Origin of the sequence: Kitasatospora sp. NPDC059577 (genome assembly GCF_042735475.1) — a bacterium.
Lineage (GTDB): Bacteria > Actinomycetota > Actinomycetes > Streptomycetales > Streptomycetaceae > Kitasatospora.
On the sequence record NZ_JBHWBZ010000078.1, the window covers coordinates 18,702 to 31,732 of the forward strand.

Below are 13,031 nucleotides of genomic sequence, written 5' to 3' on the forward strand. Positions count from 1 at the left end.
TTGTGTGTGTTGTTGTGTGCGAGCGTGTGTGTGTCACACCCTCCGCCCCGGGCCCCGCGCCCCGCCCGCGGGGGGGCGCCCCCCCCCCCGACCGCGCGGTCACCCCGGGTGTCGAATTGCGCCCCGGTTCCCGCCGCACTAGGCCAGAAGTGCCTGATTGATCACACCTGGGGCCCCCGGAGGCGGCACGGGAGAAGGCGTCGATAGGATGCTCGCGGCCGGTGGACCGTACCTGGCCGGGCTGACCGACACCGAAGCCGGCCGAGCCCCCAATCGCTTCCGGAGGGTTTTTCCGTGCCGGCTGGAACGCTGTACCGCGGCCGGGAAGGCATGTGGAGCTGGGTGGCTCATCGAGTCACCGGCGTCCTCATCTTCTTCTTCCTGTTCGCCCACGTCCTGGACACCGCTCTCGTGCGAGTGTCGCCGGAGTCCTACGACACCGTCATCCAGACGTACAAGACTCCCCTTGTGAACCTGATGGAGTACGGCCTGGTGGCCGCCATCCTGTTCCACGCCCTGAACGGCCTGCGCGTTGTCGCGGTGGACTTCTGGTCCAAGGGCCCGAAGTACCAGAAGCAGATGCTCTGGTCCGTGGTCGGCGTCTGGGTCGTGCTGATGGCCGGCTCCTTCTACGGGATCCTGCAGCACACGCTGATCTCCTGGTTCGGGAAGTGAGCTGAGACATGTCCACGGAATACTCCGACGCCATCGTGGTGCCCTCCAAGCAGGCGCACACCGGCAAGGGCCTCGGCACCGGCAACCCGGCCGACGCGTTCGTCATCGAGCCGCCGCGTCAGCGGACCAAGAAGACCCCGCGCCGCACCCGCACCAACTTCGAGATGCTGGCCTGGCTCTTCATGCGCCTGTCCGGTGTCGTCCTGGTCGTGCTGATCCTCGGCCACCTGATCATCATGCTGCTGCTCGACGGTGGCGTCTCCAAGATCGGCTTCGCCTTCGTGGCCGGCCGTTGGGCCTCGCCGTTCTGGCAGGGCTGGGACCTGCTGATGCTCTGGCTCGCCATGCTGCACGGCGCCAACGGCATGCGTCAGGTCATCAACGACTACGCCGAGAAGGACTCGACCCGGCTCTGGCTCAAGGGACTCATGGGTACCGCCACGGTCTTCACCGTGCTGCTCGGCACCCTGGTGATCTTCACCTTCGACCCCAACATCTGAGCCGCGAGCACCATCGACCATCGGCAGAGGCCAGAGGCGAGTTAACCCCCCATGCAGATTCACCAGTACGACACCGTCATCGTCGGCGCCGGCGGCGCCGGCATGCGTGCGGCCATCGAGTCCACGCAGCGCAGCCGCACCGCCGTCCTGACCAAGCTCTACCCGACCCGGTCCCACACCGGCGCTGCGCAGGGCGGCATGTGCGCCGCCCTCGCCAACGTCGAGGAGGACAACTGGGAGTGGCACACCTTCGACACGGTCAAGGGTGGTGACTACCTGGTCGACCAGGACGCCGCCGAGATCATGTGCAAGGAGGCCATCGACGCCGTCCTCGACCTGGAGAAGATGGGCCTCCCCTTCTCCCGCACCGAGCAGGGCCGGATCGACCAGCGCCGCTTCGGCGGCCACTCCCGCAACCACGGCGAGGCCCCGGTCCGCCGCTCGTGCTACGCGGCCGACCGCACCGGCCACATGATCCTGCAGACGCTGTTCCAGAACTGCGTCAAGCACGGCGTCGAGTTCTTCAACGAGTTCTACGTCCTCGACCTGCTGATCAACGACGGCCAGACGGCCGGCGTCGTCGCCTACGAGCTGGCCACCGGCGAGATCCACGTCTTCCAGGCCAAGTCGGTCGTCTTCGCCTCCGGCGGCACCGGCAAGTTCTTCAAGGTCTCCTCCAACGCCCACACCCTCACCGGTGACGGCCAGGCCCTGGTGTACCGCCGCGGCCTGCCGCTGGAGGACATGGAGTTCTTCCAGTTCCACCCGACGGGCATCTGGCGCATGGGCATCCTGCTCACCGAGGGCGCCCGCGGCGAGGGCGGCATCCTCCGCAACAAGGACGGCGAGCGCTTCATGGAGCGCTACGCCCCGGTCATGAAGGACCTCGCGTCCCGTGACGTGTGCTCCCGCGCGATCTACACCGAGATCCGCGAAGGCCGCGGCTGCGGCCCCGACGGCGACCACGTCTACCTCGACCTGACCCACCTGCCGCCGGAGCAGCTGGACGCCAAGCTCCCGGACATCACCGAGTTCGCGCGCACCTACCTCGGCATCGAGCCCTACACGGACCCGATCCCGATCCAGCCCACCGCGCACTACGCCATGGGCGGCATCCCGACCAACGTCGAGGGTGAGGTCCTGCGCAACAACACCGACATCGTCCCGGGCCTGTACGCGGCCGGCGAGGTCGCCTGCGTGTCCGTGCACGGCGCCAACCGCCTCGGCACCAACTCGCTGCTCGACATCAACGTGTTCGGCCGTCGCGCGGGCATCGCCGCCGCCGACTACGCCACCTCGCACGAGTTCGTCGAGCTGCCCGAGAACCCGGCCGAGAAGGTCCAGGCCCTGGTCGACGGCCTGCGCGAGGGCACCGGCACCGAGTCCGTGGGGCAGATCCGCAAGGAGCTGCAGGAGAGCATGGACACCAACGCCATGGTGTACCGCACCGGCGCCACCCTGAAGCAGGCGGTCGAGGACATCGCCGCGCTGAAGGAGCGCTACAAGAACGTCTCCATCCAGGACAAGGGCTTCCGCTACAACACGGACCTGCTGGAGGCCGTCGAGCTGGGCAACCTGCTCGACCTGGCCGAGGTGCTGGCCGTCTCCGCGCTGGCCCGCGAGGAGTCCCGCGGCGGCCACTACCGCGAGGACTTCCCGACCCGTGACGACGTGAAGTTCATGCAGCACACCATGGCGTACCAGGAGGTCGCCGCCGACGGCAGCACCTCCATCCGCCTCGACTACAAGCCGGTCGTCACGACCCGCTACCAGCCGATGGAGCGTAAGTACTGATGAGCACTCCGACCGTGGAGACGCACTCGGCCGCTCTGGACGCGGTCGAAGCCGGCGCCGTCCAGCCGATCACCGTCACCTTCCGGATCCGCCGGTTCAACCCGGAGGAGCACCCGGACCCGGTGTGGGTCGACTACCAGCTGACGATGGACCCCAAGGAGCGCATCCTCGACGCGCTCAACAAGATCAAGTGGGAGCAGGACGGCACCCTCACCTACCGCCGTTCCTGCGCCCACGGCATCTGCGGCTCCGACGCCATGCGGATCAACGGCCGCAACCGGCTGGCGTGCAAGACCCTGATCAAGGACGTCAACCCGGAGAAGCCGATCACGATCGAGGCCATCAAGGGCCTCACGGTCCTCAAGGACCTGGTCGTGGACATGGACCCGTTCTTCCAGGCGTACAAGGACGTCATGCCGTTCCTCATCACCAAGGGGAACGAGCCGACCCGCGAGCGCCTGCAGTCCGCCGAGGACCGCGAGCGCTTCGACGACACCACCAAGTGCATCCTGTGCGCCGCGTGCACGTCGTCCTGCCCGGTGTTCTGGAACGACGGCCAGTACTTCGGCCCGGCCGCCATCGTCAACGCGCACCGCTTCATCTTCGACTCGCGCGACGAGGGTGCCGAGCAGCGCCTGGAGATCCTCAACGACCGTGAGGGCGTGTGGCGTTGCCGCACCACCTTCAACTGCTCCGAGGCCTGCCCGCGTGGCATCGAGGTCACCAAGGCGATCCAGGAAGTGAAGCGGGCGCTCGTCACCCGCCGCTTCTGATCCCCGCCTGACAACGGCGCAGGCCCCGCCCGATCCCCGGATCGGACGGGGCCTGCGCCGTTTCCTAGCGCAGCGCGCCGAGGTCCTTCGGGGCCGACCAGCCGCCGAACGTCACCAGGTGCCGGTCCGCGGTGACGGCCCACAGGTCCGGCTTGCCGTCCCCGTCCCCGTCGCCCGAGCTGCCGAGCGTCGGGTAGGCGTCGGTGGTGAAGCCGGTCGCGACCACGTTCGCCGCGGGGTCGGCGAGGGAGGAGAAGTCCAGGGTGCCGTCGGCCCGCTTCGGGACCGGGTGGGCGTGCAGCTCGCCGGTGGCCCGGTCACGCGCCCACAGGGCGAGGTTGCCGGCCGCGTCCGGGCCGGGGGCGATCAGGTCGTAGCCGCCCCAGACACCGGAGGTGGTGAGCTTGCGGGCCTTCTGCCAGCCGTAGGCGAAGTCGCCTCCGGCGTGCAGCCAGAGGTTGCCGCCCTCCAGGGTCACCAGCGAGGGCTCGGTGCCCCCGTCGACGGGACCGAACGCGACCAGCTGGTCGGCCTTGGACCAGTCCTTGGCGAAGTCGGCGGGGCAGGCGGCGTCGGCACCGGTGTCGTCCACGCACTCGGTCGAACGGACGGCGCCGGTCAGTGCCTGACCGATCGAGCCGTAGTCGACGTTCCGGTGCAGGTAGAGGTAGCCCTGGCCGGGCTTGTGGATGAACAGGTCGTCCGCGGACGGCGCGTGGTCGTTCGACCAGCCCCGGTGCGCCACCTGGTACGAGGCCCAGCTCGTGCGGTCCGGGGCGGCGACCGCCCGGACGGTCGAACCGGGCGTGGTGTCGGCGGAGTTGACGCCGATGTACTGCAGGTTGCCCTGCGCGTCCGGCAGCAGGATGTCCGCGGTGCCGTCCCCGTCGACGTCGCCGAGGGTGCTCGGCGGGTTCGGGTTCGAGGGGGCGTAGAAGGAGTAGGACGCCTGGCCGAGGTTGCCCGCGTCGTCCAGCACCTGGACCTTGAGGTCGTTGGAGCCCCAGTTCAGGACCTTGAGGTCGAGCGTCACGGTGCCGTCGGCGCCGGGCTTGACGGCGTTCGGCGAGTCGCAACCGCCCACACCGAGGTAGTCGAAGCCGTACCGGACGCAGGCGACACCGGAGGCCGTCCCACCGGCCGGAGCGGGGTCGGCCGTCCTGATGACGAACGTCCCCTTCTGCCCCGCGTACTTGGTGGCCTTGCCGCTCGCCGGGAAGTCGGTCGAGGAGACCGTGGCGGTCGGCGACGTGGTGTCCACCGAGAAGTGGCAGTCCGCCGACGGGGCGGAGACCTGAGTGCCCTGCAGGGCCCAGGCGTGCCAGGCGTAGCTGTGGCCGTCCAGCAGGCCGGGCACCTTGACGGAGGCCTGCTGGGCGTAGGCCTGGGCCTCACCGGTGTACACCGGAGCCTGGGCTCCCGTCGTCTCGTCCCAGACGCCGAACCGGGCACCGGCACCGGTGACCTTGGCCTTGAGCGTCGGGCCGGCCGCCGTCCGTCCGCTCCGAAGCGGAGCGGTCGTCGCGTCGCAGGCATTGGTCCGGTACTCGCCGCCCTGTTCCGTCCCCAGGACCTCCGGGGCGGTGTCGTCGGCCACGGCCGCCGTCGGGACGGCGAGCAGGCCCGCGGCCACGGTCGCCGCGGCCACCCCGCCGAGCCTGCGCAGGTACGTGTGCGTCATCAGGAAGTCCCCACCCCTTTGTCTGCAGATCTTTTCGATACGTGCACGAGCGGTGGAGATCCTGCCAGTGGGGACTGACAGCGGCAACGGGGATTTTCAGTCGGTGGCCGGTGCGCGGCGGGTGGCGCGCAGGCCGCGGAGGCCGATGGTGCCGACGGCGACGCCGAGGACGAAGGAGGTGACGGCGAGGAGGAGGTGGATCCAGAAGAAGGCGGTGGGCTGGGAGTGGTCGCCGTTGGTGAAGGCCTGGCCGCCGGAGTCCTTCCACAGGTTCTTGACGAAGGTGGTCCAGATGATCATCGACCAGACGCCGAAGGCGGTCAGGAACCAGGAGGTGCGGCGGCTGAGCTTCATGGGTGGTCCTCGACGGGGGTGTGAAGGCGGTGTGCGTCCCCAGTATGCGCGGGCCGCCGATCGGCGTACGGCGGGCCCCTCCTGCGTAGGACGGGCCCGGCGCGGCGGACGCGGGGGGCCCGGAATGGGTACGGTCTGCTGGTGCCCACTCCCCGTCACACGTTCGCGCGCCTGTGCGCCGCGGTCACCGCGGCCCTCCCGGTCCTGCTCGTCGCCCCGGTGGCGGTCGCGGCCCCGCAGCAGCCGCCCCCGTCCGCGGTCGGTGGTGACCGGCTCGGGAGCCCGGGGGTCCAGTTCGCCCCGTTGCCGGGGGCCCCGGCGCTGCCGGGCGATCTCACCGGCCAGTCCTGGATAGTGTCCGACGCGGTGTCGGGTGAGGTGCTGGCGTCCTACAACCCGCACCTCAAACTGCCGCCGGCGAGCACGCTGAAGATCCTCTTCGCGGACACCGTGCTGCCGAAGTTCGACCGCAACGCGGTGCACAAGGTCGCCGACGAGGAGATCCAGGGGATCGGAGCCGGCAGCAGCCTGGTCGGCATCAAGGAGAACCTGGAGTACCGGGTCGAGGACCTGTGGCGCGGGGTGTTCCTGAGCTCGGGCAACGACGCCGTGCACGTCCTGTCGCACATGAACGGCGGTGTCCAGCAGACCGTCGCCGAGATGCAGGCGCGCGCCGAGGCCCTGCAGGCGAGGGACACCCGGGTGGTCTCCCCGGACGGCTACGACATGGACGGCCAGGTCTCCTCGGCCTACGACCTGTCGCTGTTCGCCCGGGCCGGCCTGCGCAACGCGGACTTCCGGAGCTACTGCGCGACCCGGGACGCGATGTTCCCGGGCGCGGTCGACAAGAACACCGGTCAGCGCGGCAGCTTCGGGATCGCCAACACCGACCGGCTGCTGGGCAAGTACCCCGGGCTGATCGGGGTGAAGAACGGCACCACGACCAACGCCGGTTCGACGTTCGTCGGGGCCGCCGAGCGCGACGGGCGCACCCTGCTGGTGACGGTGATGCACCCGACGAGCTACCAGAAGGTGTACGACGAGACGGCCGCCCTGCTCGACTGGGGCTTCGCCGCGGCGGGCAAGGTCCAGCCGGTCGGCAAGCTGGTCGACGAGCTCCCGGCGGCCGGGGCCGAGCCGACCGGCCAGGCCGGCGGCACGGCGGGCGTGCCCGCGCCGCCGCCGCACCCCTCCCCGGCCGTCACCGGGCCGGCCGCGGCGCCCGCGACCGCCGGGAACGACGGGTTCGGCCTCGTCGGCTGGTCGGTCGTCGTGCTGGCCGGGGCCGGGGCCGGGTACGGCGCACTGGTCCTGCGGCGGCGCCGCTCGGCGGGCTGACCGACCGCCCGACGGGTGGGCCCGGCCTCAGTCGCGGGGCCGGGCCTCGCCGTTCTCGCCGGCCTTCGCCGCGCTCCGCCCCGGGCCCGCCGCGGACTCCCGGGGCTCCAGCCCGTCCCCGTCCTCGGCCCGGGCCTCGGCCTGGTCCGCCGCCTCCAGCAGGGCCCGACCGTGCGCCCTGGTCCGTTCCCGGGCGGCCGCCGGGTCGGCCGTGGCGGTCCAGGCCACGCAGTACATCAGCAGCCGGCAGACGACGTTGATCCACAGCAGCAGCGCGACCGGTGTGGCGAACGCCCCGTACAGGCTCCGCCCGGCGACGGAGCCGAGGTAGGAGGCGAGCAGGACCTTCAGCAGTTCGAAGCCGACCGCGCCGATCAGCGCGCCGACCAGGACGTCCCGGCGGCGCTGGCCGGTGATCCCGGGGAAGGGCGCCAGCAGGTAGGCGAACAACAGCATGTCGCACCCTATGGCGATCAGCACGCCGACCCCGGTGAGCAGGTAGCCGCTGCCGAGGCCGATCGCGTCGGCGATCCGCCCGGCCAGGGTCGTCCCGGCCGCGGAGGCGGCGAGCGACAGCAGCGACACCAGGCCGAGCCCGCCCAGCACCACGACGTCCCAGACCTTGCGCAGCACCGGGTTGCCCTCCTCGTCGGGCAGCTGCCACACGTCCCGGATCGAGGTGCGCATGGTGTCCACCCAGCCGAGGCCGGAGAGCAGCAGCAGCGCCCCGCTGACCAGTCCGACCGTGCCCGCGCTGGCCACCAGGGACGGCAGGTCCAGCGCGTCCGAGATGCCCGGCAGCTGTTCGGCGATGCGCTCCTGCAGGTCGTGCACCCGGCTGTCGCTGAGTGTCGCGACGGCGATCGCCAGGCCGACCGTGAGCAGCGGGAACAGGGCCAGGAAGCCGAAGAAGGTGACGGCTCCGGCCAGCCGGTTGCCGCGGGCGGCGGAGAAGTACTCGTACACCCGGTACGGGCGGCTGCGCAGCACCCGGGTGACGAGCGGGCCGATGACCGGAAGGCGGGTCAGGAAGTCCACCCGACCGGTTATACCGGGCCGTCCCCCGAATGGCCGTCAGGCGCGGTGCCCGGAGCGGAAGTCCGGGGGCCCTACCGCTTGACGATCCGGCGGGCCTTCGCGAGGGCGCGGACGGCCTGGTAGGCACCGTAGCGGCCGTGGCCGAGCAGTTCGGTGCGCATGCCGTCGACGCCGGCGGGCGGGCGGTAGCCGGCCGGGCGCAGCCGGGCGCAGTGCGCGGCGGCGCGGCGGAAGTACTCGCGCCGGTCGCCGGAGGGGACCCGGCCGGGCTTGGAGACCACGGTGTTGAGGTGGTGCAGCATCCGGCCGTAGACGACCGGGCGCCAGCGGTCGAGGTCGGGGCGGCGGTCGAGGAAGTCGAAGACCAGGTCGTACTGGGCGAAGACGTCGAAGTGCTTGCGGCTGGCGGTGGCCAGGATGTTGCCGCCCTCCTGGCGCTGGCGGTAGTGCACGCCGACCCGGTCGAGCAGGGTGATCCGGCCCGCGGCGAGCAGCGCCGGGTAGGTCCAGGGGGTGTCCTCGTAGTAGCCGGCCGGGAAGACCAGCCGCTGCTCGGTGACGAAGTCGCGGCGGTAGGCCTTGTTCCAGACGACCTGGAGCAGGTCGAGGAGGTCGGGGCGGGCGTCGAGGTCGAAGACGTCCGGGGAGGCGGCGCCGAAGACGTGCGCGGAGGCGGCCCGGGTGATCCGGCCGTCGGCGTAGGTGCGGGCGTAGTCGTAGACCAGGACGTCGGGGTCGCCGGTGGCGGCGAGCCGCTCGTCGATCGCCTCGAGCAGGCCGGGGGTGAGGGTGTCGTCGCTGTCGAGGAAGAGGACGTAGTCCCCGGTGGCGACGTCCAGGCCGGCGTTGCGGGCCCGGCCGAGGCCGACGTTCTCCGGCAGGTGCAGCACCCGGACCCGGGGGTCGGCGGCGGCCGCCTCGTCCAGCAGGGCGCCGCAGCCGTCCGGGGAGCGGTCGTCCACCGCGATCAGTTCGAGGTCCGGGCCGTCCTGGCCGAGGACCGAGTCGAGGCACTCGGTGAGGTAGTCCTGGACCTTGTACACGGGGACGATGAGGCTGAAGCGGGGCACGCGCCCCAGCGTAGTGGCCCCGGGGGCGGCCCCGGTCCCGGAGGTAGGATCGGGTCGCACGTACGCACCGTTCGAAATGCGGTCAGGCCCCCAGCGGGCTGCCTCGCTCCTTCCCAGAAAGGCCTGCGTAGCCGATGGCTCCCCGCCTCTCCATCGTCGTTCCGATCTACAACGTCGAGCGTTATCTCGTCGAGTGCCTCGACTCGATCGCGGCCCAGACCTTCACGGACTTCGAGTGCGTCATGGTCGACGACGGTTCGAAGGACGACAGCGCGGCGCTCGCCGAGGCGTACGCGGCCAAGGACTCGCGCTTCCGGCTGGTCCGCCAGGTGAACAAGGGCCTCGGCGCGGCCCGCAACACCGGGATCCGGCACATCGACCCGGACGCCGAGTTCCTGTGCTTCGTGGACAGCGACGACTCGATGCCGCCGAGCGCGTACGAGCTGATGATCAACACGCTGGACGAGACCGGCTCGGACTTCTGCACCGGCAACGTGCTGCGCTTCCGCGCCGTGGGCTACTACCAGTCGGGCGGCCACGTGAAGCCGTTCAAGGAGACCAGGCTCAAGACCCACATCACCGAGATCCCGGCGCTGGTCACCGACCGCACCGCGTGGAACAAGGTGTACCGCCGGTCCTTCTTCGACGCGGCCGACCTGCTCTACCCCGAGGGCATCCTGTACGAGGACGCGCCGGTCAGCGTGCCGCACCACTACCTGGCCACGAGCGTGGACGTGCTCTCCGAGCCGATCTACCACTGGCGCGAGCGCGAGGTCGGCGAGATGTCGATCACGCAGATGCGCACCAACCCGAAGGGCCTGATCGACCGCGTCGCCTCGGTCGAGCTGGTCCGCGGCTGGCTGAAGAAGCAGACCGAGCCGCGCTTCGCCCAGTACCTGCGCTCCTACGACGAGAACACCCTCGTCGAGGAGATCCCGATGTTCTTCTGGTCCGTCGTGGACGGCGACAAGGAGTACCGGGCCGCCTACGTCCAGCACGTCAGCCGGCTGCTCCGGTCGATCGGCCCCGAGCAGGTCCGCAAGCTGCGCGCGCCGCTGCGGCTGAAGTACCACCTGACCCTGGCGGGCCGGGTGGACGAGCTGGTCGACCAGATCAAGTACGAGGGCGAGAGCGGCGGCGGTGTCCAGGCCCGCGGTCTGCTGCGCCCGTACGCCGACTACCCGTTCCTGCGCGGCGGGCGCAAGAGCGTGCCGGCCGGCGTGCTCAAGCTGGACAACTCGCTGGTCATGCGCAGCCGGCTGTACGAGAGCGCCTGGGTGGGCGGCAAGCTGCAGCTGACCGGGCACGCGTACCCGGAGCAGCTGGGCGCGGCCAACAAGCACGACATGGTCCGCACGCTGGTGCTGCGCGAGACCAAGGGCCGCCGGGTGATCGCGGTCCCGATGAAGACCACGTACAGCCCCGAGGCCACGGCCAGCTGCAACCACGACCTGTACAGCTGCGACTGGTCCGGCTTCACCGTCTCGCTCGACCCGAAGAAGCTCAAGCACCGCGGTCAGTGGAAGGACGGGCACTGGCGCTTCCTGGTGGCCGGCGCGGGCAAGGGCGGGGTGTACAAGGGCCGGATCTCGGCCGGCTGGAGCGACACCGCGCAGTACGTCCCGTCGCACTGGGTCGAGCCGGACGTCCGGATCGTGCCGTGGGTCCGCGACAACTTCGTCTACCTGCGGGTGGAGACGGTCAAGGCCCGGGTGACCGGCCTGGCCGCGCACGCCGGCCGGGTGGAGGTCTCGGGCGCGGCCCGCTCCGGCGCGAGCTTCGCCGGGGCCCGGCTGCAGCTCACCCACGCCGAGTCGGACCGCGAGGTCACCGTCCCGGTGGAGCTGGGTGCGCCGGTCGGCTCGCTGCAGCCGTTCACCGCCTCCTTCGCGGTCGACGAGCTGACCGCCGTCCGCGAGGCCTGGGCCGAGCTGGACCCGGTGGCCGCCGAGCGCGCCCGCGACCGCTGGGACACCGCGCTGCTGCTGGCCGACGGCAGCGTCGTCCCGGTGGCCTGGGACGAGCGCAACGCGCCCGAGCAGCTGCACCTGCCGCTGAACCCGCAGGCCCCGGCCGGCCTGCGCCGGGCGCTCTACTCCAAGCCCTCCCCCGGCGGCTACCTGCAGTTCTCCGACCAGCTGCTGCAGCCGCTGGTGGACGAGGTGTCGGCGCGCGGCGCCGACGGCTTCCTGCTCAGCGGCTCGTTCCCGCTGCCCGGCGCGCACCTCTGGGAGCTGGTGGTCCGTCACCACTGGCGCGAGGAGGAGCACGTCTACCCGGTGGAGATCTCGGACGGCCGGTTCCGCACCGCGCTGCCCGCCGTGCCGACGGCCTCCTTCGCCGGCCGGGTGCCGTTCGCCAAGGGCACCTGGGACGTCTACTTCCGCCAGGTCGGCGCGCCGGTCGAGAAGCTGTCCGACGCCTCCGCGCAGGTCACCCCGGGCTGCTTCGACGCGCTGCCGCTGGAGGTGGAGTCCCGCGGCAAGCGCATCGTGCTGGAGCGCCGCTACCACGACGGCCTGTCGCTGGAGTCGCACGCGGCGCTGCTGCCCGAGGAGCGCTCCGGCTACCGCCAGCGCCAGCTGCGCAGCGTCGACTACCCGGCCGCCCGCCGCCTGCCCGTGCGCGACACGGTGCTGTACAACGCCGGCAACGGCAGCATGTACGCCGACTCGCCGCGGGCCGTCCACGAGGAGCTGGTCCGCCGCGGCCTGTCCCTGGAGCACCTGTGGGGCAGCGACGACATGCAGGTCGAGCTGCCGCAGAGCGCGACCGCGGTCCGGCTCTGGAGCCCGGAGTGGTTCGAGGCGCTGGCCACCGCCAAGTACATCGTGACCAGCACCCACCTGCCCGACTTCTTCGTCCGCCGTCCCGGCCAGGTGGTGCTGCAGACCTGGCGCGGCAGCCCGCTGAAGCAGGTCGGCTTCGACTTCGAGAAGGTCTGGTTCACCGACTCCAACTACCTCAAGGGCCTGGCCCGGGAGGTCCCGAACTGGAGCCTGCTGGTGGCCGGCAACAGCTGGTCGGCCCCGGTGCTGCGGCGCGCCTTCGACTTCAAGGGCGAGATCCTGGAGAGCGGTTCGCCCCGCAACGACCTGCTGTTCGCGGCCGACCGGGAGAAGACCGCCGAGCGGGTCCGGGAGCGGCTCGGCCTGCCCGAGGGCAAGAAGGTCGTGCTCTACGCGCCGACCTGGCGCGAGGACCGGCGCCGGCCGCAGGGCGGCTACCAGATCGACCTGCGGATCGACACCGCGGCGGCCAAGGCCGCGCTCGGCGACGACCAGGTGCTGCTGGTGCGCCGGCACACCATGATGTGCGGCCAGATCCCGGGCGCCGGCAACGGCTACATCTGGGACGTCGGCAGCTACCCCGACATGGCGGAGCTGCTGCTGATCGCCGACGTGCTGGTGACCGACTACTCGTCGAGCGCGTTCGACTTCGCGTCGACGGGCAAGCCGATGCTCTTCTTCACCCACGACCTGGAGCACTACCGCGACAACCTGCGCGGGTTCAGCCTGGACTTCGAGGCGGAGGTGCCCGGCCCGCTGCTGGCCACCTCCGAGGAGCTGGTCTCCGCGCTCGGCCGGGTGGACGAGGTCGCGGCCGAGTACGCGGACAAGGCCGCCGCGTTCCGCGAGAAGTACTGCGACCTGGACGACGGCAAGGCGGCGGCCCGGGTGGTCGACGCGATGCTCCGCACGGAGTAACCGCCGCGAACGGCCCGGGAGGGGGGGGGGGGGCGCCCCGCGCGGGGGGGGGGGGGCCGCGCGCGGCGCGGGGAGGGTGGGCGGGGGCGATGAAACTTTAA

Annotated in this window: 10 protein-coding genes; 6 read left to right on the top strand and 4 right to left on the bottom strand. The window is 71.2% G+C overall.

All coding sequences use genetic code 11. The features are described 5' to 3' along the window. Positions 1 to 294 precede the first annotated feature (294 nt). The 4 genes from sdhC to ACFV0O_RS37325 are packed head-to-tail and all read left to right on the top strand — an operon-like array spanning position 295 to position 3,742. Positions 295 to 675, top strand: a complete 381-nt coding sequence (sdhC, locus tag ACFV0O_RS37310; protein WP_074003919.1) for a succinate dehydrogenase, cytochrome b556 subunit — start codon at positions 295 to 297, stop codon at positions 673 to 675. A gap of 8 nt (positions 676 to 683) precedes the next feature. After that, positions 684 to 1,175: a succinate dehydrogenase, hydrophobic membrane anchor protein gene (sdhD, locus tag ACFV0O_RS37315; RefSeq protein WP_360254798.1), complete on the top strand. Its 492-nt coding sequence runs from the start codon at positions 684 to 686 to the stop codon at positions 1,173 to 1,175. A gap of 51 nt (positions 1,176 to 1,226) precedes the next feature. After that, entirely contained in the window at positions 1,227 to 2,969 is a 1,743-nt protein-coding gene (gene sdhA, locus ACFV0O_RS37320; protein ID WP_360254797.1) for a succinate dehydrogenase flavoprotein subunit, read from the top strand. Beyond that, positions 2,969 to 3,742: a succinate dehydrogenase iron-sulfur subunit gene (locus tag ACFV0O_RS37325; RefSeq protein ID WP_360254795.1), complete on the top strand. Its 774-nt coding sequence runs from the start codon at positions 2,969 to 2,971 to the stop codon at positions 3,740 to 3,742. The genes sdhA and ACFV0O_RS37325 overlap by 1 nt, the downstream gene beginning before the upstream one ends. Before the next feature lie 64 nt (positions 3,743 to 3,806). Here ACFV0O_RS37325 and ACFV0O_RS37330 read toward each other — a convergent pair whose 3' ends face one another. Continuing rightward, entirely contained in the window at positions 3,807 to 5,423 is a 1,617-nt protein-coding gene (locus ACFV0O_RS37330; protein WP_380348661.1) for a hypothetical protein, read from the bottom strand. Between the two features lie 96 nt (positions 5,424 to 5,519). Continuing rightward, complete coding sequence (locus ACFV0O_RS37335; RefSeq protein ID WP_360254791.1) at positions 5,520 to 5,777, bottom strand: SCO4848 family membrane protein; 258 nt, start codon at positions 5,775 to 5,777, stop codon at positions 5,520 to 5,522. Positions 5,778 to 5,918: 141 nt separating this feature from the next. On the opposite strand from ACFV0O_RS37335, the gene ACFV0O_RS37340 reads away from it, so the two are divergent. Continuing rightward, complete coding sequence (locus ACFV0O_RS37340; protein ID WP_380348663.1) at positions 5,919 to 7,115, top strand: D-alanyl-D-alanine carboxypeptidase family protein; 1,197 nt, start codon at positions 5,919 to 5,921, stop codon at positions 7,113 to 7,115. 27 nt (positions 7,116 to 7,142) lie between these two features. Here ACFV0O_RS37340 and ACFV0O_RS37345 read toward each other — a convergent pair whose 3' ends face one another. Together ACFV0O_RS37345 and ACFV0O_RS37350 are read right to left on the bottom strand one after the other, a co-directional pair. Beyond that, complete coding sequence (locus tag ACFV0O_RS37345) at positions 7,143 to 8,153, bottom strand: YihY/virulence factor BrkB family protein (RefSeq protein ID WP_380348665.1); 1,011 nt, start codon at positions 8,151 to 8,153, stop codon at positions 7,143 to 7,145. 71 nt (positions 8,154 to 8,224) lie between these two features. Then, a complete protein-coding gene (locus ACFV0O_RS37350; protein ID WP_380348667.1) occupies positions 8,225 to 9,223 on the bottom strand; it encodes a glycosyltransferase family 2 protein in 999 nt (332 codons plus the stop codon). Positions 9,224 to 9,357: 134 nt separating this feature from the next. Here ACFV0O_RS37350 and ACFV0O_RS37355 point away from each other — a divergent pair, with 134 nt between their 5' ends. After that, positions 9,358 to 12,930 (top strand): CDP-glycerol glycerophosphotransferase family protein, encoded by a 3,573-nt coding sequence (locus ACFV0O_RS37355; RefSeq protein ID WP_380348668.1) that lies wholly within the window; start codon positions 9,358 to 9,360, stop codon positions 12,928 to 12,930. The last annotated feature ends 101 nt before the right edge of the window (positions 12,931 to 13,031 follow it).